The sequence below is a fragment of the Salmonella sp. SJTUF15570 genome (genome assembly GCF_043357055.1).
GTDB classification, from domain to species: Bacteria; Pseudomonadota; Gammaproteobacteria; order Enterobacterales; family Enterobacteriaceae; genus Salmonella; species Salmonella enterica.
The window spans coordinates 20,305-44,402 of sequence record NZ_JBEUKJ010000001.1; the positions used below are offsets into that span (position 1 = coordinate 20,305).

Below are 24,098 nucleotides of genomic sequence, written 5' to 3' on the forward strand. Positions count from 1 at the left end.
GCCATCCGGCACTTTCTCGCGGGATGCCAGTTCCGTCAAATATCGCGATGAATCTCACTTTTCGCTTTTTTGGCGATAAATCTTATCCAGGCCGTTGCATGCGGTCCCTTCTCTCCGTAAAATCCCGCGCCTTAGTGGCTTTCACCATTTTTATGCGTTTTGCCATAATAATTATTCTTCCAATTTCATTTTTATAGCTGGATACCAATGGAAAAAAAACTGGGACTGAGCGCGCTGACCGCGCTGGTTTTAAGCTCAATGCTTGGCGCAGGTGTTTTCAGTCTGCCCCAGAATATGGCCGCCGTTGCCAGTCCGGCTGCGTTGTTAATTGGCTGGGCCATTACCGGCGTGGGGATACTCTTACTGGCATTCGCCATGTTAATCCTTACACGCATTCGCTCCGAGCTTGACGGCGGTATCTTTACTTACGCCCGCGAAGGCTTCGGCGAACTGATTGGCTTTTGTTCTGCCTGGGGCTATTGGCTGTGCGCGGTCATCGCCAACGTATCCTATTTGGTTATCGTTTTTTCAGCGCTGAGTTTCTTTACCGATACGCCTGCCCTGCGTCTGTTTGGCGACGGTAATACCTGGCAGGCTATTGTCGGCGCTTCAGTCCTGCTCTGGATTGTCCATTTCCTCATCCTGCGCGGCGTACAAACGGCAGCCAGCATCAATCTGGTTGCGACTCTGGCGAAACTGTTGCCGCTCGGCGCGTTTATTGTGCTGGCTATCATGATGTTCAAACTGGATACCTTCACTCTGGACTTCACTGGTGTTGAACTCGGTATTCCCGTATGGGAACAGGTCAAGAACACCATGCTTATTACGCTGTGGGTGTTTATTGGCGTTGAAGGCGCCGTCGTCGTCTCGGCCCGAGCGAAAAATAAACGCGATGTAGGCCGCGCCACGCTACTGGCAGTACTCGCAGCGCTGGGAATATATCTCCTGGTCACGCTGCTTTCTCTTGGCGTTCTTGCGCGTCCGGAACTGGCGGAGATGCGCAACCCGTCGATGGCCGGACTAATGGTAAAAATGATGGGGCCGTGGGGAGAAATTATTATTGCAGCGGGACTGATTGTGTCTGTCTGCGGGGCTTATCTAAGCTGGACTATCATGGCGGCGGAGGTGCCATTTCTGGCGGCAGCCTATAAATCCTTCCCGGGCATCTTCGCGCGACAAAATGCGCAAGGCGCGCCTTCTGCATCGTTATGGCTCACCAATATCTGTGTGCAAATCTGTCTGGTGCTGATCTGGCTGACCGGTTCGGACTACAACACGCTATTGACGATTGCGTCAGAAATGATTCTGGTGCCCTACTTTCTGGTCGGCGCATTTCTGCTGAAGATTGCAACACGTCCCCTCCATCGGGCGGTCGGTATCGGAGCCTGTATTTATGGCTTATGGTTATTATATGCGTCGGGTCCCATGCACCTGCTGCTGTCCGTCGTGCTGTACGCGCCTGGATTACTGGTTTTCCTGTATGCGCGTCGGACGCACAAGCATGACAACGTGTTAAATCGTCAGGAAGTCGTGCTGATTGGTTTATTGCTGGTCGCGGCGGTTCCGGCTACGTGGATGCTGGTGGGTTGACAACCTCCCCATCGTAATATCCGTCTGTATTACGATGGGGAAACCACGGTCTTTGCCAATATTAATGCCATTTAATCCAGCAAAAAATCAGCAGCCACGCGCTTAGCCCCCAGCAGACCACCGCACCGCCAAGCGCGACGGGCAGGCGCATCACGCCGCTGAAATACCATAGCGTTGCAAGATAAATGAAATAAGGAATGATCGACCACATGCTAAAGACGATGGTGGTACGCATCGCGTCGATGCCCCGCTCGCTGGCCACGATATAGTGCGCGATAAGCGCAAACGTTGGAAACAGAGGAATTAATCCGGCGATATAATAATTTTTTGTTTTTGACAGCAGACCAATCAATACGACGACCAGCGCCCCCAGGGCAGCTTTAATCACGAGTCCCATTACCTTGCCTTAACACGCTAATAACAACAGCGTGTAGCATAACGGAACCGCTCTCGTTTAGAAAAGATTTATGGAAGGGAAAACAGAGGCGGTGTATGTTGGCGTTTTCTATTCTCCATTTATAATATGAACCGCATTGTATTTGTTGAAGACGACGCTGAAGTGGGTTCTCTCATTGCCGCTTATCTGGCGAAACATGATATTGATGTCATTGTTGAGCCGCGTGGTGACCGGGCGGAGGATCTTATCCTCACCACTCAGCCCGATCTGGTTTTACTGGATATTATGCTTCCAGGTAAAGATGGCATGACGATATGCCGCGATTTACGCCACCGCTGGCAAGGCCCGATTGTCCTGCTCACCTCGCTGGACAGTGATATGAATCATATTCTGGCGCTGGAGATGGGCGCCTGCGACTACATCCTCAAAACCACGCCTCCGGCCGTTTTGCTGGCGCGTCTGCGCTTACACCTGCGGCAAAGCGAACAAACGCAACAGGCAAAAAGTCTTCAGGAGAGCGCGCTTACGCCGCATAAAGCGCTGCGTTTTGGCGCGTTAACCATCGATCCCCTTAACCGGGCGGTCCAGCTCAATGGCGATTTCATATCGCTCTCCACCGCCGATTTTGAATTGCTCTGGGAACTGGCGACACACGCCGGACAAATTATGGATCGCGACGCGTTGCTAAAAACGCTGCGCGGCGTCAATTATGATGGTCTGGATCGCAGCGTGGATGTGGCGATTTCCCGCCTGCGTAAGAAACTGCTGGATAGCGCTGCTGAGCCCTATCGTATAAAGACCATTCGCAATAAAGGCTATCTTTTTGCCCCTCATGCCTGGGACGAAACGACGGGATAAGTTAGCCGACAAATTTTACCTGCCTTTATCAAGTCATAGTGGCGATGCTCATCACCGCCACTGTTCAAAAAACAGACATTGTATACATGGATGCTATTTTTATTAGTCGAAACGGCCCCTTTATTACCGTTTTCTCTGCGTTGTGGTTCATGATTACGTCTTTTTCGCTCAAGAAAGTTAAATTAAAAAAACTCGAAGCCAGTTCACAAAATTGATAACAGAATGTCTGCCCGCCGCTATATTGCCATCTTTTTTCGCAAATTGTGAAATAAAACAAATCACAACCATGAATATACAATAACAAATATATTCACCATAAATATATGCGTTTCCGATAGTAACTTTTGTATTAATTAATAACATATAAGAAAAGTTAGCATTTGCTGAAATAATATTATTCAGATTAGGATGCCTTTGATTCAACGAATCTGTAGAAGTTCAATCTTTTGCAAATAAGTTAAGTTTTTAAGGATAAAAAAATGAAAAGAAAAGTATTGGCACTTGTCATCCCGGCTCTGCTGGCTGCTGGCGCAGCACACGCCGCTGAAATTTATAACAAAGACGGCAACAAACTGGACCTTTACGGGAAAGTAGACGGCCTGCACTATTTCTCTGATGACTCTTCTAAAGATGGCGATCAGACCTATATGCGTGTCGGCTTTAAAGGCGAAACGCAGATTAACGACCAACTGACCGGTTACGGCCAGTGGGAATATAACGTTCAGGCTAACACTACCGAAGGCGAAGGTGCTAATTCCTGGACTCGTCTGGCATTCGCCGGCCTGAAATTCGGCGACTACGGCTCATTCGACTATGGTCGTAACTACGGCGTCCTGTACGACGTAGAAGGCTGGACCGATATGCTGCCTGAGTTCGGCGGCGACTCCTACACTTACGCTGACAACTTCATGACCGGTCGTGCTAACGGCGTGGCCACCTACCGTAACACTGATTTCTTCGGTCTGGTAGACGGTCTGAACTTCGCGTTGCAATATCAGGGTGCCAATGAAAACCAGGTTTCTCATGAGCAGGAAGGCACTAATAACGGCGGCGATCGTAACGTGAAGAACGCTAACGGTGACGGCTTCGGTATCTCATCAACTTATGATCTGGGTATGGGCGTAAGTTTCGGCGCGGCATATACCACTTCCGATCGTACTAATGGTCAGGTTAATTACTCTACCGCTGGCGGTGATAAAGCGGATGCATGGACTGTTGGCGCTAAATATGATGCTAATAATATCTATCTGGCCACAATGTATTCAGAAACCCGTAATATGACGCCTTACGGCAATGACGATTGTCGCTCATGCGTAGCAAACAAAACGCAAAACTTCGAAGTTACAGCCCAATATCAATTTGATTTCGGTCTGCGCCCGGCGGTTTCTTTCCTGATGTCTAAAGGTAAAGATCTGACCTATAACAACGTTAATGGCGATGATAAAGACCTGGTTAAATATGCTGATGTAGGTGCTACCTACTATTTCAACAAAAACTTCTCCACCTATGTTGATTATAAAATCAACCTGCTGGATGATGACGACCCGTTCTATAAAGATGCCGGTATCAGCACTGATGATATCGTCGCGCTGGGTATGGTTTACCAGTTCTAATTATTCATTAATTCTTCTCAAGCCCGCCGTTTCGGCGGGCTTTTCTTTTTTCATTACCACCGTTCTAAAAACAGAACGCACTGTTCCCTGGGCACAGATTGAACAATTCTTGTTCGCTCTCTATGGTTTGCTTATCGCCCGACAAAAGGAACATGCTAATGATCAGTCTCGTCCCGCCTCTGCTTTCCAGAACCGCGCTTCTCTTTCTGCTCACGGCCACAGGCGCAGCCACCGCCGCCCGCCCGGCAGCGGATATTATTTTGCATAACGGTAATATCATCACTCTGAATGATGCCCAGCCGCAGGCCAGCGCGCTGGCGATTTCCGGCTCGCGGATTGTGGCGATTGGCGATGATACGGCGACAAATGAATGGCGCGGCAACCATACCCGTACCATCGATTTACAGGGTAAAACCGTGATACCCGGCCTGACCGATACCCACATTCATGCCATTCGCGGCGGACAAACCTGGACATTCGAAACCTACTGGTACGACAGCCCTTCGCTTAAAGACGCGCTGGATAAATTACGCGCCGACGCTAACCGTCGTCCCCACGATCAATGGGTAGCCGTAGTGGGATCGTGGATACCGGCGCAATTTGCAGAAAACCGGGCGCCGACGGTAGCCGAATTGAGTCACGCCCTTCCCGATCATCCGGCTTATATTCAGTATCTGTACGACTATGCGTTAGTGAATCAGCGCGGTATAGACGTACTTGGCCTTAACAACACCCCTCCTCCTGATTTAGCGGGAATCCGCGTAGAGCGCGACGCAAAAGGTAGCGCCACGGGGAAATTATTTGGTGACATCGCCGCGTTTAACCAGCTTTTTGCCAGCATAAGTAGTAACGCCGATCGCGAGGGCGGTCTGCGACAATTTTTCGCTGATATGAACGCTCGCGGCGTGACCGGCATCATTGCCCCCTCTGCCGGGCCTGCCGCCGCTTATGAGCCTTTATTTGCAATGCGAAACCAGGGGGATTTACCGCTGCGCGTGGGGTATCGCATTCCGGTACAGCCAGAAGCGAAAGGTCATGAAGCGCAGTGGTTCAGCAACCTGATGGCCTTTCGCCCGGCGCGTGCCGATGACGGGCAACTGGCTTTTCTTGGCCTGGGGGAAAGCCTGGTGGCCGGAATGAATGACGGCGTGCGGATGGCCCCAGGGTTTTCTTCCTCAGAGCAGGACAAAACCGCGCTTCGCCAGGTCGCGACGTTTGCGGCAAAACGGGGAATACCGCTTGAGATCCACGCCTATACCGATGACAGCGCCGACGCGATATTGACGATTTTTGAGCAGGTAGCGCAGCAGTACGATCTGCGCCCTCTCCGCTGGTCTATTGCGCATCTGAATACCGGTTCGCCACAGACGCTTGAGCGGATGCGTAAGCTGGGCCTGGCATACACTGTGCAAATGGGGCCTTACTTTGAGGGGCTTGCCATCCGTGACGCCAATCCATCCGGCGCGACGGACAATTCGCCGCCGGTTCGACTGGCGCTGGATAAAGGGCTTGTCGTAGCTGGCGGCACCGATTCGACGCGTATTGGCATTGCCGGTGTCTGGCACGCTATCGAATATCATATCACCGGTATAGCGTCAGGCGGTTCCGTGCGTAAACCCGCCAGCGAGCGGCTCACGCGTCTGGAAGCGCTAGCGTTATATACACGTCATGCCGCCTGGCTCGCCTTTGCCGAACAACACCGGGGCCAGCTTAGCGTCGGAAAACAGGCCGATCTGGCGGTACTCAATCAGCCATTTATGACGATGCCGGAAGACAGAATTGATACCATTCGCGCTGTTTTGACGCTTGTCGATGGACGCATTGTTCACGAAAGTCCGGACCTTAACGCCGGACAATGAGGTTGTCAGTTGACGCAAAGCCTGCTTTTATAACCCACCAGCGGCGCTGACGGGAAATCTTTTTCGTCAGCGCGCGATAGAGCTAATGTATTGAGATCCGGTGGGCGTTGATGAAAAAGCTGTTTGTGCAGTTTTACCTTTTGCTGTTCGTCTGTTTTCTGGTCATGACCTTATTGGTCGGACTGGTGTACAAATTCACCGCCGAACGCGCGGGCAGGCAATCGCTCGACGATCTGATGAAAAGTTCGCTCTATCTGATGCGCAGCGAACTGCGGGAAATCCCGCCGCGTGAATGGGGGAAAACGTTAAAAGAGATGGACCTGAACCTCTCTTTCGATTTACGCGTTGAACCGTTAAATCACTATAAGCTTGATGCCGCCACCACGCAGCGACTGCGTGAAGGCGATATTGTCGCGCTTGACGATCAATACACCTTTATTCAGCGTATCCCGCGCAGCCATTACGTCCTGGCGGTTGGCCCGGTTCCCTATCTCTATTTCCTGCATCAAATGCGACTGCTGGATATCGCCTTAATGGCGCTCATTGCCTTTTCTCTCGCCTTTCCTGTGTTTATCTGGATGCGCCCGCACTGGCAAGAAATGCTCAGGCTCGAATCCGCCGCGCAGCGCTTTGGCGAGGGTCACTTGACTGAACGCCTGCACTTCGATAATGGCTCCAGTTTCGAACGTCTGGGTGTCGCGTTCAACCAGATGGCGGATAACATTAATGCCCTGATCGCCAGTAAAAAACAGCTGATTGACGGTATCGCCCATGAGCTTCGCACGCCGCTGGTACGTTTACGCTATCGGCTTGAAATGAGTGAAAATCTGACACCGCCGGAATCACAGGCGCTCAATCGCGATATTGGTCAACTGGAAGCGCTGATTGAAGAACTGCTCACCTATGCGCGCCTTGACCGACCACAAAATGAACTGATGTTGACCGAACCCGACCTCCCCGCCTGGTTGCTCGCGCATTTGCAGGATGTGCAGAGCGTGACCCCGGAACGTGCCGTAAACCTTGTCACATGTGTAATCGGCGATTATGGCGCGCTTGATATGCGGTTAATGTCGCGAGTGCTGGATAACCTGCTGAATAATGCGTTGCGCTACAGTCATACCACCGTTCAGGTCAGTCTGTTACTCGACGGCAGTCAGGCAACGTTGATAGTCGAAGATGATGGCCCCGGCATTGAAGCGGATGCGCGAGAGCGCGTATTTGAACCTTTTGTCAGACTCGACCCCAGTAGAGACCGGGCGACAGGCGGCTGCGGGCTTGGACTCGCCATCGTACACTCTATCGCACTGGCGATGGGCGGTAGCGTCGTCTGTGACGAGAGCGAACTGGGCGGCGCAAAATTTAGCTTTCGCTGGCCGGTCTGGCACGCGATGCCCGACATGACCGCTGCCTGACGCATTTTGCACGCTGGTTGAGCGGTGGGAACTGTGCTATACAGATAGTATGTTGTAACTAAAGTGAGTGATACCATGTCACGCTACGATCTCGTTGAACGCCTGAATGGCACTTTTCGCCAGATAGAACAACACCTGGCGGCGCTGACGGATAATCTACAGCAGCATTCGCTACTTATCGCCCGTGTCTTTTCACTGCCGCAGGTGACCAAAGAGGCGGAACATGCGCCGCTGGATACTATCGAGGTAACGCAACATCTGGGGAAAGAGGCCGAAGCGCTGGCGCTACGTCACTATCGCCATTTGTTTATTCAACAGCAGTCCGAAAACCGCAGCAGTAAAGCCGCCGTCCGCCTGCCTGGCGTCTTATGCTATCAAGTGGATAATGCGACACAGTTAGATCTGGAAAATCAGATACAGCGCATTAACCAGTTGAAAACCACCTTCGAGCAGATGGTTACGGTAGAGTCCGGTCTTCCCTCAGCGGCACGTTTTGAGTGGGTGCATCGGCATCTACCCGGCTTAATTACGCTGAACGCTTACCGCACGCTGACGCTTATCAATAACCCCGCCACCATACGTTTCGGCTGGGCAAATAAACATATTATTAAAAATTTAAGCCGGGATGAGGTTCTGAGCCAGTTGAAAAAAAGCCTCGCGTCGCCGCGCAGCGTCCCGCCGTGGACGCGCGAACAATGGCAATTCAAGCTGGAACGGGAATATCAGGATATCGCTGCCTTACCGCAGCAGGCCCGACTCAAGATTAAGCGTCCGGTTAAAGTACAGCCGATCGCCCGCATCTGGTATAAAGGCCAGCAGAAACAGGTGCAACACGCCTGCCCCACGCCGATTATCGCATTAATCAACACGGACAACGGCGCTGGCGTGCCGGATATTGGCGGGCTGGAAAACTATGACGCCGATAATATTCAGCACCGTTTTAAACCACAGGCGCAGCCGCTGCGACTGATTATTCCGCGACTGCACCTGTATGTGGCGGATTAACGTCCCGGCGTCATACTGCCAACCATTAACTCCGGACGTACCCAGGCGTCGAACTCCTCGTCGCTAAGGTATCCTAATGCCACGGCTGAGGCTTTGAGCGTCAGCCCTTCTTTATGCGCCTTCTTCGCAATCTCCGCCGCTTTATCGTAACCGATGTGCGTATTGAGCGCAGTGACCAGCATCAGCGACTCATTCAGCAACTGCGTAATACGCTCGCGGTTTGGCTCGATTCCTGACGCACAGTGTTGATTGAAACTCGCCATGCCATCGGCCAGCAGGCGCACCGTTTGCAGAAAATTATGAATAACCATCGGACGATAGACGTTGAGCTCAAAGTTGCCCGATGCGCCCCCCATATTGATGGCCACATCGTTACCCATCACCTGGCAACATAGCATCGTTACCGCTTCACACTGGGTCGGATTCACTTTACCAGGCATAATGGAACTGCCTGGCTCATTCTCCGGGATAGCAATCTCGCCAATGCCGCAGCGCGGGCCGGACGCCAGCCAGCGAACATCGTTGGCGATTTTCATCAGCGAGGCCGCCAGTCCTTTTAATGCGCCATGCGCCTGTACCAACGCGTCACAGGTCGCCAGCGCTTCGAATTTATTCGGGGCGGTAACAAACGGCGCCGCGGTAATCGTCGCCAGTTCCTCGGCCACGCGCCGGGCATATTCCGGATGGGTATTAAGCCCTGTCCCCACTGCGGTTCCGCCGAGCGCCAGTTCCGCAACGTGCGGTAAACTGTGCTCAATGTGCCTGAGGTTATGTTCCAGCATGGCTACCCAACCGGAAATCTCCTGGCCTAAGGTGAGCGGCGTCGCGTCCTGCAGGTGAGTACGGCCAATTTTGACAATATCGGCGAAAGCGTGGGATTTATCGCGAAGCGTATCCGTTAATGCGGATAATTGCGGGATGAGGTGTTCGCGTAACGCCAGTAACGCCGCCACGTGCATGGCGGTTGGGAACACATCGTTTGAGCTTTGACTCTTATTGACGTCATCATTGGGATGCACCTTGCGTTCCATACCGCGAACGCCGCCCAAAATTTCACTGGCGCGGTTCGCTAACACCTCATTCATATTCATGTTGCTTTGCGTACCGGACCCGGTCTGCCAAATCGCCAGCGGAAACTCATCAGCATGTTTTCCCGCCAGCACTTCATCAGCCGCCTGGATAATCGCGCTGGCTTTTTCCGCCGCCAACAACCCTAAGTCCTGGTTGACCTTCGCAGCAGCGCGCTTGGTCAACGCCAGAGCGTGAATGAGCGAGACGGGCATTTTCTCCGTGGAAATCCGAAAATGCTCCAGCGAACGTTGAGTCTGCGCCCCCCACAGTTTATCTGCCGGGACTTCAATCGCGCCCATTGAATCTTTCTCGCGGCGTACCGTTACCATTACCTGCTCCTTACTCAAGTTGATGAGATCATGTGTCGACATTGCTCACATGTTTGCGGTCTTATGAGTATTAACGATAACAACACAACGGTGTAGACCGGATAAGGCGCTTGCGCCGTTCTCCGGCAAAATAGCGAATCATGTTACCGCCCCGCAGGGCGGCGACATTACTTAACGCAGCGTGCGCACTGCGATGACTGAATCTGCTGGAAGAAATCGTTGCCTTTATCATCCACCAGAATAAAGGCCGGAAAATCCTCCACTTCAATTTTCCAGATAGCCTCCATACCCAGTTCAGGATATTCCACGCACTCCAGGCGCTTGATACTGCCCTGCGCCAGAACGGCTGCCGGGCCGCCGATACTGCCCAGGTAGAAGCCGCCATGTTTCTTACAGGCATCGGTCACCTGCTGGCTGCGGTTGCCTTTCGCCAGCATGATCATACTGCCGCCCTGCGACTGGAGCTGATCAACATAAGAGTCCATCCGTCCTGCGGTAGTCGGCCCAAGCGACCCGGAGGCGTACCCTTCCGGCGTTTTTGCCGGCCCCGCATAATAGATAGGATGATCTTTGATGTACTGCGGCAAACCTTCGCCGCTGTCCATCCGTTCTTTCAGTTTAGCGTGCGCGATGTCGCGGCCCACAATAATTGTGCCGTTCAGCGACAGGCGCGTTGATACCGGATACTGCGACAGTTGTTGCAGTATCTCGCTCATGGGACGGTTAAGATCAACGCGCACCGCCTCGCCCTCTCCCGCCTGGCGCAGCGCCTCTGGAATATATTTACCGGGATTGCGCTCCAGCTTCTCGATCCAGATCCCTTCCCGGTTGATCTTCGCTTTAATGTTTCGATCCGCGGAGCAGGACACGCCCATACCTACCGGACACGATGCCCCGTGGCGCGGCAATCGGATGACACGAATATCGTGAGCGAAATACTTGCCGCCGAACTGCGCGCCTAAGCCAAGATTTTGCGCCTCAAGCAACAATTCTTTTTCCAGCTCAATATCGCGGAAGGCCTGCCCGTGTTCATTGCCTTCGGTTGGTAGCGCATCATAGTATTTTGCCGAGGCCAGCTTAACGGTCTTCAGGTTCGCTTCCGCCGAGGTGCCGCCAATGACAAACGCGATGTGATACGGCGGACAAGCGGCGGTGCCCAGCGTACGCATCTTATCAACGAGATAATTTTTGAGCTTACCCGGCGTCAGAAGCGCTTTTGTCTCCTGATAGAGGTAGGTTTTATTCGCCGATCCGCCGCCTTTAGCGATACAGAGGAATTTATATTCATCGCCATCGACGCTGTAGAGATCGATCTGCGCCGGCAGATTAGTACCGGTATTGACCTCTTTGTACATATCCAGCGCCGCGTTTTGCGAATAGCGCAGGTTATCTTCGATATAGGTGTTATATACGCCGCGAGCCAGCGCCGCTTCATCACCTCCGCCAGTCCAGACGCGTTGGCCTTTTTTGCCGACAATAATGGCCGTACCGGTATCCTGGCAGGTGGGCAACACGCCCTTGGCCGCGATATCGGAGTTTCGCAGGAATTGCAGCGCGACATATTTGTCGTTTTCACTGGCCTGCGGATCGCGCAGAATATCCGCCACCTGCTGCTGATGCGCGGGACGTAACATAAAAGACGCATCGTGGAAGGCCTGACGCGCCAACAACGTTAGCGCTTCCGGCGCGACTTTCAGGATCTCTTGTCCTTCGAATTCGGCGACGGAAACATGTTCGCTGGTCAACAAGTAGTACTCGGTATCGTCCTTTTTGAGGGGAAAAGGGTCTTGATAAAAGAAGGGTTTGTTTGACATTGTGCTCTCACTTACCGCTCGGTATGGTTATTCTCTGGGCAGGTGTTCCATTGCCCGACTCAAAGCGAGTAACACTATCCTACACAATTTTTTAACAAAAACTGAGACAAGTACGACTTTTTACGCCCGGAGGTTACTTCATGCGGGTTTCTTGGTTTAATACCTCCCATTGATCTCCACATTGAAACAGGGCTTGATAATGCAAAAACTCATTAACTCAGTGCAAAACTATGCCTGGGGAAGTAAAACTGCGTTAACGGAACTTTATGGCATCGCCAATCCGCAGCAGCAGCCAATGGCTGAACTCTGGATGGGCGCGCATCCCAAAAGCAGCTCGCGAATCACCACCGCCAACGGCGAAACCGTCTCCCTGCGTGACGCCATCGAAAAGAATAAAACCGCCATGCTGGGCGAAGCGGTAGCCAACCGTTTCGGCGAACTGCCGTTTCTGTTTAAAGTACTGTGCGCCGCACAACCGCTCTCTATTCAGGTGCACCCGAATAAACGCAACTCCGAAATCGGTTTCGCGAAAGAAAATGCGGCGGGTATCCCCATGGATGCCGCAGAGCGGAACTATAAAGATCCTAACCATAAACCAGAGCTGGTTTTTGCCCTGACGCCTTTCCTGGCGATGAACGCGTTCCGCGAATTTTCTGACATTGTCTCTTTACTGCAACCTGTCGCCGGCGCGCATTCCGCTATCGCCCACTTTTTGCAGGCGCCGAACGCTGAACGTCTGAGCCAGCTTTTCGCCAGCCTGTTGAATATGCAAGGCGAAGAAAAATCCCGCGCGTTAGCCGTACTCAAAGCGGCGCTTAACAGCCAGCAAGGCGAACCGTGGCAAACGATCCGCGTGATTTCAGAGTATTATCCTGACGACAGCGGGCTTTTCTCTCCTTTGTTGCTGAATGTGGTCAAACTGAATCCCGGCGAGGCGATGTTCCTGTTTGCCGAAACGCCTCATGCTTATCTGCAGGGCGTTGCGCTGGAAGTCATGGCGAACTCCGATAACGTTCTGCGCGCTGGCCTTACGCCAAAATATATCGACATCCCTGAGCTGGTCGCGAACGTGAAGTTCGAACCTAAGCCTGCCGGCGAGTTGCTGACTGCCCCGGTGAAAAGCGGCGCGGAGCTGGACTTCCCAATTCCGGTTGACGATTTTGCTTTTTCACTGCACGACCTGGCGCTTCAGGAGACGAGCATCGGCCAACACAGCGCCGCGATTCTGTTCTGCGTTGAGGGTGAGGCGGTGTTACGTAAAGATGAACAGCGTCTGGTACTGAAGCCGGGTGAATCTGCCTTTATCGGCGCGGATGAGTCTCCGGTTAACGCCAGCGGCACGGGCCGTTTAGCGCGTGTTTATAACAAGCTGTAGCAACGTACTGAATTTTTTAACAACTCTTGCTAAGCTTATAACAGACGTAAAACTCCTCCAGGCGGTTTAATCCGCCTGGTTTCATTTTTATGGACAATTGATATGAAAAAAACACTGGTAGCTGCAGGTGTAGTAATTGCACTTGGCATCGTCTGGACAGGCGGCGCCTGGTATACGGGGAAAAAGCTGGAGAACCATCTTGCAGAAATGGTGACTCAGGCCAATGAACAGCTCAAGCGTACTGCGCCGGAGGCCGGTGTCGAATTAAGTTATCAAAACTACCAGCGCGGCGTGTTCAGTAGCCATCTGCAACTGGTTGTCAAACCGGTTGCCGGCGCAGACAATACCTGGTTGAAGCCCGGGCAAAGCATTGTGCTGGACGAGTCCGTTTCACATGGCCCCTTCCCGCTCGCCCAGCTCAAAACGCTCAATCTGATCCCTTCTATGGCGTCGGTAAAAACCACTCTGGTGAATAACGATGCGGCAAAACCCCTCTTTGATATCGCGAAAGGCGACACGCCCTTTGTTATCAATACCCGCATTGGTTATGGCGGCGATACCCGCTCCGATATCTCTCTCAAGCCGTTAAACTACGAGAATGCCGGTGAAAAGGTCGCCTTTAGCGGCGGCGAGTTCCAGCTTAACGCCGATAAAGACGGTAATGTGGTTTCGCTGTCGGGCGAAGCGCAGAGCGGCCTGGTCGATGCCGTTAACGAATATAATCAGAAGGTCCAACTCACCTTTAATAATTTGAAAACAGACGGTACCAGTAAGCTGGCAAGCTTTGGCGAGCGTGTAGGCGACCAAAAGTTAACGCTGGATAAACTGTCCATCGCCATTGAGGGTAAAGAGATGGCGGTGCTGGAAGGGATGGAAATTGCCGGCAAGTCCGATCTCGTCAACGACGGAAAAACCATTAACAGCCAGTTGGATTACTCGCTTAACAGCCTGAAAGTGCAGAATCAGGATTTAGGCAGCGGTAAATTAACGCTGAAAGTCGGTCAAATCGACGGCGAAGCCTGGCACCAGTTTAGTCAGCAATATCATGCGCAAACGCAGGCGCTGTTGAATCAGCCGGACGTGGCGCAGAATCCTGAGCTTTATCAGCAAAAAGTCACTGAAGCGTTCTTTAGCGCTCTCCCCGTGCTGTTAAAAGGCGATCCGGTACTGACTCTGGCGCCGCTTAGCTGGAAAAACGCCAAAGGGGAAACCACGCTGAATCTGTCGCTGTTCCTCAAAGATCCGGCAACCACAACGGCACAACCGCAAACGCTGGCGCAGGAAGTCGACCGCTCCGTGAAATCGCTGGATGCGAAACTGGCAATTCCGATGGACATGGCGGTCGAGTTTATGACGCAGATAGCAAAGCTGGAAGGCTATCAGCAGGATGATGCGGAAAAACTGGCAAAACAGCAGGTGCAGGGGCTGTCCGCAATGGGTCAGATGTTCCGACTGACAACGCTGAAGGATAATACTATCGCCTCCAGTTTGCAGTACGCCAATGGCCAGATCACGCTCAACGGACAAAAAATGCCGTTGGAAGACTTTGTCGGCCTGTTTGGAATGCCAGCGCTTTCCGTACCGGACGTTCCGGCGCTGCCTCAACAATAATCGCCTTGCCGGGTGTCGCGACGCTGCACCCGGTCTGCGCCGAACGACGCGCAGCCTCTACTTTTGCGTTACCAGGCGAGCGGCTATCGTTTGACTCCGCACATGGTGCTCGTCGTGAGCAATACGCTGCAATATTCGTTCGGCCAGGGTATAGCCTATTTCTCGCGCCGGCGTACTGGCCCAGATAATCGGCAGGTCGTCGAGGGCGTTCTCCGCCACATCAGCAAACGCCGCCAGCGACACCTGCTGCTCGAAATAACGATCGACACCGCTCTCGCCACTCTGTCGTCCGGCTCTCAGCAGTCCAAACCACGCCCCCATCGCAATGGTTTCGTTGTAACAAACGACAGCGCTAATGGTCGGATTGTATCGCAACAGCGCGGTAATGCTTTCTGCTGCCTGTTTCTGACTGGAAGCGCATTCCACGACCCACTCGCTGTGAAACGGTAGACCGTATTTTAACAACGTCGCGCAATAGCCGCCCACGCGCTCCGCGCGGGTTAAAGATGCGCTTTGTCCTCCCAGCCAGGCGATGCGCTGATGGCCCTGACGAATAAGGTACTCCGTCAGGAGTTGCGCCGCCTGCATGTTGTCAGGCCGAACGGTATCCGCATCATCAAGATAGCTGGCGCGTGACGCAAACACCACCGGAATACCTTGTGCGTCGGCCTGCGCTCTTCTTCGCCAGCGGTGCTCTCGCTCACGGCGCATATTGCCGCGTATCAGCACGGCGCGCCGTGGCTGGATGCGTTACGCGCCTCGCTGGCGGCTAATATGCGCTATATTGAGCAGGCGCTGAATGGCGCCTTTCCGACGTTGAACTGGCAAGCGCCGCCATCGACCTATCTGGCCTGGATTGATCTCCGTCCACTCGGCATCGACGATCAAAAATTACAGCACACGCTCATTCATCAGGAGAAAGTCGCCATTATGCCCGGCGATACCTATGGCGCCGAAGGCCGGGGATTTGTGCGTCTGAATGCCGGATGCCCTCGCCTGAAACTTGAAAAAGGCGTCAACGGATTGATTAACGCTATCCGCACCGTTCGCTGATACTGTCTACAAGCGGGGGGTTGACCCTTTATCCTGAGAGGCGATAACAGAGACGGCCCCCGTGAGCTGACCGGGGGCGCGTTAAAGAGAATGATACAAAATTTCTCCCGCGCTCTCGCGAAGTTGCAACGTAATGACTCCGTTTTTGCAAAATTTCCAGAGCATTATCAATCTGTAGTATAATGGTGCGCACTTTTATTAAAAATTGAGTGCGCCCATGATTGATATTACGCTTCCTTTGACTGACATCCACCGCCACCTTGATGGCAACATTCGCGCCCAAACAATTCTGGATCTTGGTCGGCAGTTCAACATCGCCCTTCCCGCCCAAACGCTGGAAACGCTGATTCCGCATGTCCAGGTCACCTCAACCGAACCCGATTTAGTGAGCTTTCTCACGAAGCTCGATTGGGGAGTAAAAGTCCTGGCGTCGCTTGACGCCTGCCGCCGTGTGGCCTTTGAAAATATTGAAGATGCCGCACGTAACGGCCTGCATTACGTCGAGCTTCGCTTTTCGCCCGGCTATATGGCGATGGCGCATCAGTTACCGATCGCAGGCGTGGTTGAAGCCGTTATCGACGGTGTACGCGACGGCTGTAATACGTTTGGCGTCGAGGCACGACTCATTGGCATTATGAGCCGTACCTTCGGCGAGGCGGCATGTTTACAGGAGCTTGATGCGCTGCTGGCGCACAGAGAGAAAATCACCGCGCTGGATTTAGCCGGTGATGAGCTGGGCTTTCCCGGCAGTCTGTTTTTATCACACTTTAATCGGGCGCGCGATGCGGGCTGGCATATTACCGTTCACGCTGGCGAAGCCGCAGGGCCGGAAAGTATCTGGCAGGCGATTCGCGAACTGGGGGCCGAACGTATCGGACATGGCGTAAAAGCTGTCGAAGATCGCGCGTTAATGGATTTTCTTGCACAGCAGCGTATCGGTATTGAATCCTGTCTGACCTCGAATATTCAGACCAGTACCGTCGCATCGCTGGCAGATCATCCGCTCAAAACCTTCCTTGAGCATGGCGTTCTCGCCAGTCTTAATACGGACGATCCGGCTGTTCAGGGCGTAGATATTATCCATGAATATCACGTCGCCGCGCCAGCGGCAGGATTGAGCCGCGAACAGATTCGCCAGGCGCAGATTAACGGTCTGGAAATCGCCTTTCTGAGCGATGGCGAAAAACGTGCGCTGCGCGAAAAAGTGGCCGCGGCGTAAAATTGCTTTATTGATGCTAACGCCCTCTCTCCGCCTGCGGTTTAATGCTATCCCAGGCGGAGAAATGCGACATCTCAGGCAAGACACAGCGTCGCGCGATGTTTTGCCGATTCCATGCCCAGTTCAATCAACTCCATAATTTGAATCGCCTGACTTGCCGGCACGGGATTTTCACCGTTACCGTTTAACGCATCGCGGATGGCGGCATAATATGCCGGATAGTTACCCGGCAACGTAAGCCAGTTTTCTTCTTTGCGCGTCTCTCCCTCAACCAGGGTCAATACGCCGTCACGCATGTCGTATCCCCAGTCTTCCTGCGGTAAACGCTCGCCGTTTTTTAACCGTTCTTCCTGGGGATCGAGGCCATATTTTACATAGCTACCGCGCGAACCATGAACGATGTATCGCGCGGATTCCGCCGCGGCCAGCATCGTACCGTGCAAAATCACGCGGCGCTGGGGGTAGGATAAAATCGCGTGGAAATAATCTGTAGATTGCGCGCCCGGACGCAGTTGCGCTAAATCCACCGTCATGCTGACCGGCAGGCCAAAAAGTTGAATGGCCTGATCCAACAAGTGCGGCGCCAGATCGTACCAGATACCACTTCCTGGCCCGCCTTGCTCGCGCCAGCGGTCGCGCACCTGGGGACGGAAACGATCAAAGTGGGATTCAAACAAGGACACCTCGCCGAGCACGCCATCCGCCAGTAAGGCCTTCAGCGTCAAAAAATCGCTGTCCCAGCGTCGGTTGTGGAAGACGGAAAGTACCCGACCAGTGCTCCGCGCAAGCGCATCCAATTCTCGCGCCTGTGACAGTGTCACGGTAAAGGGTTTATCAACCACCACATGCTTACCGGCTTCCAGCGCAGCTTTCGCCAGCGGGAAATGGGTATCGTTGGGCGTCGGGATCACGATCAGGTCGATATGCGGATCGTTAAATAAATGTCGGGGCTCAGAGACCACGGAAACCGCCGGCCAGTCTGCTTTCACTTTTGTTTCATCGCTGCTGGATACCGCCGCAAGCTCTAGCCCTGGCGTTCCCATAATTAAGGGCGCATGAAAGGTTTTACTGGCGTAACCATAACCGATTAACCCAACGCGGATTTTGTCATTCATCTCACTGCCTCCGGTTTTAGATATCGCTATTCCACACCATCGTGCGATTAGCCGCAATAGCGTCCTGACCATCAACGTAGCATCAAATGATTAACTTGTTACAGAACAGAGGCTGAAAACGTTTCCCTCCCTCTTGCCGACCGTTCGCCAGGAAAGTAACATTTACCCCCTGTGTTTATGGATAAATCAAAGCAAATGTCGTCAATAATGAATCGTCTTATTGAATTAACTGGGTGGATAGTTCTCGTTATCTCAGTCATTCTTTTAGGTATTGCCAACCATATTGACAATTACCAACCACCAGAGCCCACGGCTTCCGTTCAGAAGAAGTAAGCGTCAGATAATGTAAAGGCATTTTCGCGTGGTACGGTAAGCGGCGCCCCGGGGGGTGCAAAGAAAAGTCAAAAACCGGCAAAAAAAACGAAATATGTCCTATCTGGTCTGACGTTTATTGCCTGTTGTAGGAAAGCGCGTTAACCTTTCGCCCCAGGCGCCATGTGGCGCCTGACTCTTTACCGGTAAGAATATTCCCTTTTTACCTGCACCCCTGACCTCTCACTGGTGCAGTTTTGTTTATTTTTTATCAGTGACTACTCCGTTGGCATTATATTTAATATGGATCAACTTTATATGACTGTTCAGGATTATCTATTAAAATTCCGCAAAATTAGTTCGCTCGAAAGTCTGGAAAAACTGTTCGACCACCTTAACTATACCCTTACTGATGACATGGACATTGTTAATATGTATCGCGCTGCAGATCACCGCCGTGCCGAACTGGTTTCCGGAGGACGCCTGTTTGATGTAGGTCAGGTTCCGCAATCCGTCTGGCGCTATGTGCAATAAAGAAAGTAGCGTTTAACATCAAAAACCTTATAATATTTGCCCCAAAATGAGCGGCATGACCGTTAATGCGCGTAACCCCGGAGAAGATATGACTACAACACCGCCACAACGAATTGGAGGCTGGCTTCTTGGCCCGTTAGCCTGGCTGTTAGTCGCGTTGTTGAGCGCCTCGCTGGCGTTATTACTCTACGTTATGGCGCTTGCCACACCGCAAACGTTCAAGACGCTTAGCGGACAGGAAACCGGTAATTTACTGCTATGGGGCATTTCATTTATTACCGCTATCGCCATGTGGTACTATACCCTGTGGTTGACGATCGCATTCTTCAAGCGCAGACGCTGCGTGCCGAAGCATTACATTATCTGGCTGCTGGTGTCTGTGTTACTGGCGGTTAAAGCATTTGCCTTTTCGCCCGTCTCAGATGCCTTTGCCGTGCGTCAGTTACTCCTCCCACTGTTGGCGACGGCGCTCATTGTGCCTTATCTCAAACGTTCAGCGCGCGTTAAAACAACGTTTGTTAATCCGTAATAACCCTACAGTTAACCTGTTGTCGCCTGTGGTAGTTTGACAGATAATAGGCGGCTTTTTTATTTCAGGCCGAAACATGACTGATTACCTGCTGCTCTTTGTCGGAACTGTACTGGTCAATAACTTTGTACTGGTCAAATTCCTGGGCCTTTGTCCCTTTATGGGCGTATCCAAAAAACTGGAAACCGCCATGGGGATGGGCCTCGCGACGACCTTTGTCATGACGCTGGCGTCGATATGCGCCTGGCTTATCGACACCTGGATACTTATTCCGCTGGATCTGATTTATCTGCGGACGCTGGCCTTTATCCTCGTCATTGCTGTGGTCGTGCAATTTACCGAAATGGTTGTGCGGAAAACCAGCCCGGCGTTATACCGCTTGTTAGGCATCTTCTTACCACTGATTACCACTAACTGTGCGGTTCTGGGCGTAGCGTTACTGAATATTAATCTCGGTCATCACTTTCTTCAGTCGGCGCTGTACGGATTTTCCGCCGCCGTCGGTTTTTCATTAGTGATGGTTCTGTTTGCCGCTATCCGCGAACGCCTTGCCGTGGCGGATGTGCCCGCCCCTTTTCGTGGTAACGCGATAGCATTGATTACCGCAGGATTAATGTCTTTGGCCTTTATGGGCTTTAGTGGTTTGGTGAAGTTGTAATGAATACTATCTGGATTGCCGTTGGCGCCCTGACCCTTCTGGGTCTGGTGTTCGGCGCCATTCTGGGTTATGCCTCCCGCCGATTCGCGGTTGAAGATGATCCGGTTGTTGAAAAAATCGATGCGATTTTGCCGCAGAGTCAGTGTGGTCAGTGCGGCTATCCCGGCTGTCGCCCCTACGCCGAAGCCGTGGGTCTCCAGGGCGAGAAAATCAATCGTTGCGCGCCCGGCGGCGAAGCCGTCATGCTGAAAATGGCAGAGTTGCTAAACGTAGAGCCGCAACCATGCGATGGTGAAGAACAGCAGGCCGCGCCAGTACGTATGCTGGCAGTTATTGATGAAAATAACTGCATTGGCTGCACAAAATGCATTCAGGCCTGCCCGGTTGACGCCATCGTTGGCGCAACGCGCGCCATGCACACGGTCATGAGCGATCTCTGTACTGGCTGTAATCTGTGCGTCGATCCGTGTCCGACGCACTGCATCGAATTACGTCCGGTGAATGAGACGCCCGACAGTTGGAAATGGGATTTGAACACCATTCCCGTTCGCATCATTCCCGTGGAACAACATGCTTAAACTATTTTCCGCTTTCAGAAAAGATAAAATCTGGGATTTCGACGGTGGTATTCATCCGCCCGAAATGAAGTCCCAGTCAAACGGCACGCCGCTGCGCCAGGTGCCTTTGGCGCCGCGCTTTGTTATCCCTTTAAAACAGCACATTGGCGCTGAGGGCGAGCTGTGCGTTAGCGTCGGCGATCGCGTGCTACGCGGCCAGGCGCTTACCCGTGGACGTGGGAGAATGCTGCCGGTACACGCGCCCACCTCCGGGACGGTTATCGCTATTGCCCCCCACTCGACGGCACATCCTTCGGCGCTGGCGGAGTTAAGCGTCATCATTGATGCCGACGGCGAGGACCGCTGGATTGAACGCGAGGGCTGGTCTGATTACCGCGCCCACAGCCGTGAAGCGCTCATTGAACGCATTCATCAGTATGGCGTTGCCGGGCTTGGCGGCGCAGGGTTTCCCACCGGCGTTAAATTGCAGGGTGGCGGCGATAAAATCACCACGCTTATTATCAATGCCGCAGAGTGCGAACCTTACATTACGGCGGACGATCGTCTGATGCAGGACTGCGCCGCGCAGATTGTGGAAGGTATTCGCATCCTGGCGCATATTCTGCAACCGCGTGAGGTATTAATCGGCATTGAAGATAACAAACCGCAGGCTATTTCCATGCTGCGCGCCGTACTGGCTGACGCTCACGACATTTCGTTACATGTTATCCCAACCAAATACCCTTCCGGCGGCGCAAAACAGCTCACCCAAATACTGACGGGAAAACAGGTTCCCCACGGCGGGCGCTCCTCTGATATTGGCGTGCTGATGCAAAACGTCGGTACGGCTTATGCCGTTAAACGCGCCGTGGTTGACGGCGAACCGATCACAGAACGCGTCGTCACCTTAACGGGTGAAGCGGTAAGCCGTCCGGGTAACGTCTGGGCGCGGCTCGGCACTCCCGTTCGTCATTTGCTTAACGATGCCGGGTTCTGCCCTTCCGCTGACCAGATGGTCATCATGGGCGGCCCGTTGATGGGATTCACCCTTCCCTGGCTTGACGTACCGGTCGTAAAAATCACCAACTGCCTGCTGGCGCCATCCGTGACTGAAATGGGGGCGCCTCAGGAAGAGAAAAGCTGTATTCGTTGCAGCGCTTGCGCTGACGCCTGCCCTGCCGACCTTTTACCGCAGCAGCTTTATTGGTTCAGCAAAGGGCAGCAGCATGACAAGGCTACCGCTCACCATATTGCTGATTGTATAGAATGCGGCGCCTGCGCCTGGGTCTGCCCCAGTAATATTCCGCTCGTCCAATATTTCCGTCAGGAAAAAGCGGAGATTAATGCAATCAGGCTTGAAGAAAAACGCGCCGCCGAAGCCAAAGCACGTTTTGAGGCTCGTCAGGCAAGACTGGAGCGTGAAAAAGCCGCCCGCCTTGCACGTCATAAGAGCGCAGCGGTACAACCAGCGGCAAAAGATCAGGATGCCATTGCCGCTGCACTGGCGCGGGTAAAAGAGAAACAGGCGCAGGCCACGCAACCGGTGGTTATTCAGGCGGGTAGTCTGCCAGACAATACCGCCGTCATCGCGGCCCGTGAAGCGCGTAAAGCGCAAGCGCGCGCTAAACAAGCCGCTCATCCGGTGGCTGACAGCGCGATACCCGGCGACGACCCGCGTAAAGCCGCAGTGGAGGCGGCTATCGCCCGCGCCAAAGCCCGCAAACAGGAGCAGCAGGCCGGAAGCGAACCTGCCGAACCGGTCGATCCGCGCAAAGCCGCGGTGGAGGCGGCCATCGCCCGCGCCAAAGCCCGCAAACAGGAGCAGCAGGCCGGAAGCGAACCTGCCGAAGCGGTCGACCCGCGCAAAGCCGCGGTGGAAGCGGCTATCGCCCGCGCCAAAGCCCGCAAGCAGGAGCAGCAGACCGGAAGCGAACCTGCCGAACCGGTCGATCCGCGTAAAGCCGCGGTGGAAGCGGCCATCGCCCGCGCCAAAGCTCGTAAACAGGAGCAGCAGGCCGGAAGCGAACCTGCCGAACCGGCCGACCCGCGTAAAGCCGCGGTTGCTGCGGCTATCGCCCGCGTTCAGGCAAAAAAAGCAGCACAGCAGCAGGTTGTTAACGAGGATTAAATGGTATTCAGAATCGCAAGCTCGCCTTATACCCATAACCAGCGCCAGACATCGCGAATCATGTTGCTGGTAGTCATCGCCGCTCTGCCGGGGATTGCCGCGCAGACGTGGTTTTTTGGTTGGGGAACGCTTTTCCAGATCGTTCTGGCTGCTATCACGGCGCTCGTCGCAGAAGCCATTGTCCTCAGGCTGCGCAAACAATCGGTCGCCAGTCACCTGCAGGATTATTCCGCGTTATTGACGGGGCTTTTGCTGGCGGTCAGCATCCCTCCGCTTGCGCCCTGGTGGATGGTCGTGCTGGGAACCGGATTCGCCATTATTATCGCTAAACAGTTATATGGCGGGCTGGGACAAAACCCCTTTAATCCGGCCATGATCGGTTACGTGGTGCTATTAATTTCCTTTCCGGTACAAATGACAAGCTGGTTGCCGCCTTATGAAATAGCCGCAACAACGCCCGATATGCTGGACACGTTACGGATGATTTTTAGCGGGCATACCGCCAGCGGCGGCGATATGACGCTGCTACGTATCGGTATTGACGGTATCAGCCAGGCGACGCCGCTGGATACGTTTAAAACGTCCTTGCGCGCCGGGCACTCCGTTGAGCAAATCATGCAGTACCCGATATACAGCGGCGCGCTGGCTGGCGTGGGCTGGCAGTGGGTTAACCTCGCCTGGCTTGTCGGCGGCGTATTCCTGCTGTGGCAAAAAGCCATCCGCTGGCATATCCCGGTCAGTTTTCTGCTGACGCTGGCGCTATGCGCCGCGTTAGGCTGGCTTTTCTCGCCCGCTACGCTGGCCTCGCCGCAGCTTCATCTGCTGTCAGGCGCCACTATGCTGGGCGCATTTTTTATCTTGACGGATCCGGTTACCGCCTCCACGACCAACCGTGGACGTTTAATTTTCGGCGCGCTGGCTGGGGTATTAGTGTGGCTGATTCGTAGCTTCGGCGGCTATCCGGACGGCGTTGCTTTTGCTGTCCTGTTGGCGAATATCACGGTTCCTCTGATCGACTACTACACGCGCCCCCGCGTCTATGGACATCGCAAAGGATAA

At 53.4% G+C, this 24,098-nt stretch carries 20 protein-coding genes and 2 pseudogenes; 17 read left to right on the plus strand and 5 right to left on the minus strand.

Features of this window, described 5'->3' with window-relative positions; all coding sequences use genetic code 11:
• Nucleotides 1-207 precede the first annotated feature (207 nt).
• On the plus strand, nucleotides 208-1,590 hold the full coding sequence (locus tag ABVN44_RS00110) for an amino acid permease (protein WP_000412353.1): 1,383 nt from the start codon (nucleotides 208-210) through the stop codon (nucleotides 1,588-1,590).
• Between the two features lie 61 nt (nucleotides 1,591-1,651).
• On the opposite strand, the gene ABVN44_RS00115 is transcribed toward ABVN44_RS00110, so the two are convergent.
• On the minus strand, nucleotides 1,652-1,987 hold the full coding sequence (locus ABVN44_RS00115; protein ID WP_000524877.1) for a GlpM family protein: 336 nt from the start codon (nucleotides 1,985-1,987) through the stop codon (nucleotides 1,652-1,654).
• A 126-nt stretch (nucleotides 1,988-2,113) separates the two neighbouring features.
• Here ABVN44_RS00115 and rstA point away from each other — a divergent pair, with 126 nt between their 5' ends.
• The 5 genes from rstA (at nucleotide 2,114) to tus (ending at nucleotide 8,734) form a co-directional block, all read left to right on the plus strand.
• Nucleotides 2,114-2,845 carry a two-component system response regulator RstA gene (rstA, locus tag ABVN44_RS00120; RefSeq protein WP_001080048.1) on the plus strand — a complete coding sequence of 244 codons (732 nt, stop codon included), beginning with the start codon at nucleotides 2,114-2,116 and terminating at the stop codon, nucleotides 2,843-2,845.
• A 479-nt stretch (nucleotides 2,846-3,324) separates the two neighbouring features.
• On the plus strand, nucleotides 3,325-4,458 hold the full coding sequence (gene ompC, locus ABVN44_RS00125) for a porin OmpC (RefSeq protein WP_023232588.1): 1,134 nt from the start codon (nucleotides 3,325-3,327) through the stop codon (nucleotides 4,456-4,458).
• Nucleotides 4,459-4,610: 152 nt separating this feature from the next.
• Complete coding sequence (locus ABVN44_RS00130; protein WP_129339449.1) at nucleotides 4,611-6,317, plus strand: amidohydrolase; 1,707 nt, start codon at nucleotides 4,611-4,613, stop codon at nucleotides 6,315-6,317.
• A 110-nt stretch (nucleotides 6,318-6,427) separates the two neighbouring features.
• Complete coding sequence (rstB, locus tag ABVN44_RS00135) at nucleotides 6,428-7,729, plus strand: two-component system sensor histidine kinase RstB (RefSeq protein WP_000732951.1); 1,302 nt, start codon at nucleotides 6,428-6,430, stop codon at nucleotides 7,727-7,729.
• Nucleotides 7,730-7,804: 75 nt separating this feature from the next.
• Nucleotides 7,805-8,734 (plus strand): DNA replication terminus site-binding protein, encoded by a 930-nt coding sequence (gene tus, locus ABVN44_RS00140; protein WP_000092489.1) that lies wholly within the window; start codon nucleotides 7,805-7,807, stop codon nucleotides 8,732-8,734.
• On the opposite strand, the gene fumC is transcribed toward tus, so the two are convergent.
• The gene (gene fumC / locus ABVN44_RS00145; protein ID WP_000259117.1) at nucleotides 8,731-10,134 is read right to left on the minus strand and encodes a class II fumarate hydratase; all 1,404 of its coding nucleotides are present in this window, start codon (nucleotides 10,132-10,134) and stop codon (nucleotides 8,731-8,733) included. The two genes, tus and fumC, sit on opposite strands and share 4 nt — an antisense overlap.
• 167 nt (nucleotides 10,135-10,301) lie before the next feature.
• The gene (gene fumB / locus ABVN44_RS00150; RefSeq protein ID WP_000066611.1) at nucleotides 10,302-11,948 is read right to left on the minus strand and encodes a class I fumarate hydratase; all 1,647 of its coding nucleotides are present in this window, start codon (nucleotides 11,946-11,948) and stop codon (nucleotides 10,302-10,304) included.
• Between the two features lie 199 nt (nucleotides 11,949-12,147).
• Here fumB and manA point away from each other — a divergent pair, with 199 nt between their 5' ends.
• On the plus strand, nucleotides 12,148-13,323 hold the full coding sequence (gene manA / locus ABVN44_RS00155; protein WP_001170622.1) for a mannose-6-phosphate isomerase: 1,176 nt from the start codon (nucleotides 12,148-12,150) through the stop codon (nucleotides 13,321-13,323).
• A gap of 102 nt (nucleotides 13,324-13,425) precedes the next feature.
• Entirely contained in the window at nucleotides 13,426-14,934 is a 1,509-nt protein-coding gene (locus ABVN44_RS00160; RefSeq protein ID WP_000753328.1) for a YdgA family protein, read from the plus strand.
• Between the two features lie 57 nt (nucleotides 14,935-14,991).
• On the opposite strand, the pseudogene malI reads toward ABVN44_RS00160, so the two are convergent.
• Nucleotides 14,992-15,594 (minus strand): annotated as a pseudogene (gene malI, locus ABVN44_RS00165) (Mal regulon transcriptional regulator MalI); the annotation flags it as partial.
• Nucleotides 15,595-15,612: 18 nt separating this feature from the next.
• On the opposite strand from malI, the pseudogene ABVN44_RS00170 reads away from it, so the two are divergent.
• Together ABVN44_RS00170 and add are read left to right on the plus strand one after the other, a co-directional pair.
• Nucleotides 15,613-15,987 (plus strand): annotated as a pseudogene (locus tag ABVN44_RS00170) (aminotransferase class I/II-fold pyridoxal phosphate-dependent enzyme); the annotation flags it as partial.
• Nucleotides 15,988-16,204: 217 nt separating this feature from the next.
• Entirely contained in the window at nucleotides 16,205-17,206 is a 1,002-nt protein-coding gene (gene add / locus ABVN44_RS00175; protein WP_000565565.1) for an adenosine deaminase, read from the plus strand.
• 74 nt (nucleotides 17,207-17,280) lie between these two features.
• Here the strand turns inward: add and ABVN44_RS00180 are convergent, their stop codons facing one another.
• Nucleotides 17,281-18,321: an oxidoreductase gene (locus ABVN44_RS00180; protein WP_000998242.1), complete on the minus strand. Its 1,041-nt coding sequence runs from the start codon at nucleotides 18,319-18,321 to the stop codon at nucleotides 17,281-17,283.
• A gap of 207 nt (nucleotides 18,322-18,528) precedes the next feature.
• Between ABVN44_RS00180 and blr the strand changes: the two genes are divergently transcribed.
• The 7 genes from blr to rsxD all read left to right on the plus strand — a co-directional run bounded on the left by blr (nucleotide 18,529) and on the right by rsxD (nucleotide 24,098).
• The gene (blr, locus tag ABVN44_RS00185; protein ID WP_001708800.1) at nucleotides 18,529-18,654 is read left to right on the plus strand and encodes a division septum protein Blr; all 126 of its coding nucleotides are present in this window, start codon (nucleotides 18,529-18,531) and stop codon (nucleotides 18,652-18,654) included.
• A gap of 297 nt (nucleotides 18,655-18,951) precedes the next feature.
• The gene (gene ydgT / locus ABVN44_RS00190; protein ID WP_000217946.1) at nucleotides 18,952-19,167 is read left to right on the plus strand and encodes a transcription modulator YdgT; all 216 of its coding nucleotides are present in this window, start codon (nucleotides 18,952-18,954) and stop codon (nucleotides 19,165-19,167) included.
• 88 nt (nucleotides 19,168-19,255) lie between these two features.
• Nucleotides 19,256-19,696, plus strand: coding sequence for a DUF2569 domain-containing protein (locus ABVN44_RS00195; protein ID WP_023232210.1), 441 nt, complete (start codon nucleotides 19,256-19,258; stop codon nucleotides 19,694-19,696).
• 76 nt (nucleotides 19,697-19,772) lie between these two features.
• Complete coding sequence (gene rsxA, locus ABVN44_RS00200) at nucleotides 19,773-20,354, plus strand: electron transport complex subunit RsxA (RefSeq protein ID WP_000133179.1); 582 nt, start codon at nucleotides 19,773-19,775, stop codon at nucleotides 20,352-20,354.
• Entirely contained in the window at nucleotides 20,354-20,932 is a 579-nt protein-coding gene (gene rsxB / locus ABVN44_RS00205; RefSeq protein WP_001092600.1) for an electron transport complex subunit RsxB, read from the plus strand. Before rsxA ends, rsxB begins: the two co-directional genes overlap by 1 nt.
• A complete protein-coding gene (rsxC, locus tag ABVN44_RS00210; protein WP_393954231.1) occupies nucleotides 20,925-23,039 on the plus strand; it encodes an electron transport complex subunit RsxC in 2,115 nt (704 codons plus the stop codon). Before rsxB ends, rsxC begins: the two co-directional genes overlap by 8 nt.
• Nucleotides 23,040-24,098 carry an electron transport complex subunit RsxD gene (gene rsxD, locus ABVN44_RS00215; protein ID WP_023258494.1) on the plus strand — a complete coding sequence of 353 codons (1,059 nt, stop codon included), beginning with the start codon at nucleotides 23,040-23,042 and terminating at the stop codon, nucleotides 24,096-24,098.

Bases quoted from the DNA above. Each gene is read 5' to 3' on its own strand.
- rsxB (WP_001092600.1), top strand. From the start codon at position 20,354: ATGAATACTATCTGGATTGCCGTTGGCGCCCTGACCCTTCTGGGTCTG.
- manA (WP_001170622.1), top strand. From the start codon at position 12,148: ATGCAAAAACTCATTAACTCAGTGCAAAACTATGCCTGGGGAAGTAAA.
- fumC (WP_000259117.1), bottom strand. From the start codon at position 10,134: ATGGTAACGGTACGCCGCGAGAAAGATTCAATGGGCGCGATTGAAGTC.
- rsxD (WP_023258494.1), top strand. From the start codon at position 23,040: ATGGTATTCAGAATCGCAAGCTCGCCTTATACCCATAACCAGCGCCAG.
- ompC (WP_023232588.1), top strand. From the start codon at position 3,325: ATGAAAAGAAAAGTATTGGCACTTGTCATCCCGGCTCTGCTGGCTGCT.
- ABVN44_RS00160 (WP_000753328.1), top strand. From the start codon at position 13,426: ATGAAAAAAACACTGGTAGCTGCAGGTGTAGTAATTGCACTTGGCATC.
- tus (WP_000092489.1), top strand. From the start codon at position 7,805: ATGTCACGCTACGATCTCGTTGAACGCCTGAATGGCACTTTTCGCCAG.
- ydgT (WP_000217946.1), top strand. From the start codon at position 18,952: ATGACTGTTCAGGATTATCTATTAAAATTCCGCAAAATTAGTTCGCTC.
- add (WP_000565565.1), top strand. From the start codon at position 16,205: ATGATTGATATTACGCTTCCTTTGACTGACATCCACCGCCACCTTGAT.
- rstA (WP_001080048.1), top strand. From the start codon at position 2,114: ATGAACCGCATTGTATTTGTTGAAGACGACGCTGAAGTGGGTTCTCTC.
- ABVN44_RS00195 (WP_023232210.1), top strand. From the start codon at position 19,256: ATGACTACAACACCGCCACAACGAATTGGAGGCTGGCTTCTTGGCCCG.
- rsxC (WP_393954231.1), top strand. From the start codon at position 20,925: ATGCTTAAACTATTTTCCGCTTTCAGAAAAGATAAAATCTGGGATTTC.
- ABVN44_RS00180 (WP_000998242.1), bottom strand. From the start codon at position 18,321: ATGAATGACAAAATCCGCGTTGGGTTAATCGGTTATGGTTACGCCAGT.
- ABVN44_RS00130 (WP_129339449.1), top strand. From the start codon at position 4,611: ATGCTAATGATCAGTCTCGTCCCGCCTCTGCTTTCCAGAACCGCGCTT.
- ABVN44_RS00110 (WP_000412353.1), top strand. From the start codon at position 208: ATGGAAAAAAAACTGGGACTGAGCGCGCTGACCGCGCTGGTTTTAAGC.
- blr (WP_001708800.1), top strand. From the start codon at position 18,529: ATGAATCGTCTTATTGAATTAACTGGGTGGATAGTTCTCGTTATCTCA.
- rstB (WP_000732951.1), top strand. From the start codon at position 6,428: ATGAAAAAGCTGTTTGTGCAGTTTTACCTTTTGCTGTTCGTCTGTTTT.
- fumB (WP_000066611.1), bottom strand. From the start codon at position 11,948: ATGTCAAACAAACCCTTCTTTTATCAAGACCCTTTTCCCCTCAAAAAG.
- rsxA (WP_000133179.1), top strand. From the start codon at position 19,773: ATGACTGATTACCTGCTGCTCTTTGTCGGAACTGTACTGGTCAATAAC.
- ABVN44_RS00115 (WP_000524877.1), bottom strand. From the start codon at position 1,987: ATGGGACTCGTGATTAAAGCTGCCCTGGGGGCGCTGGTCGTCGTATTG.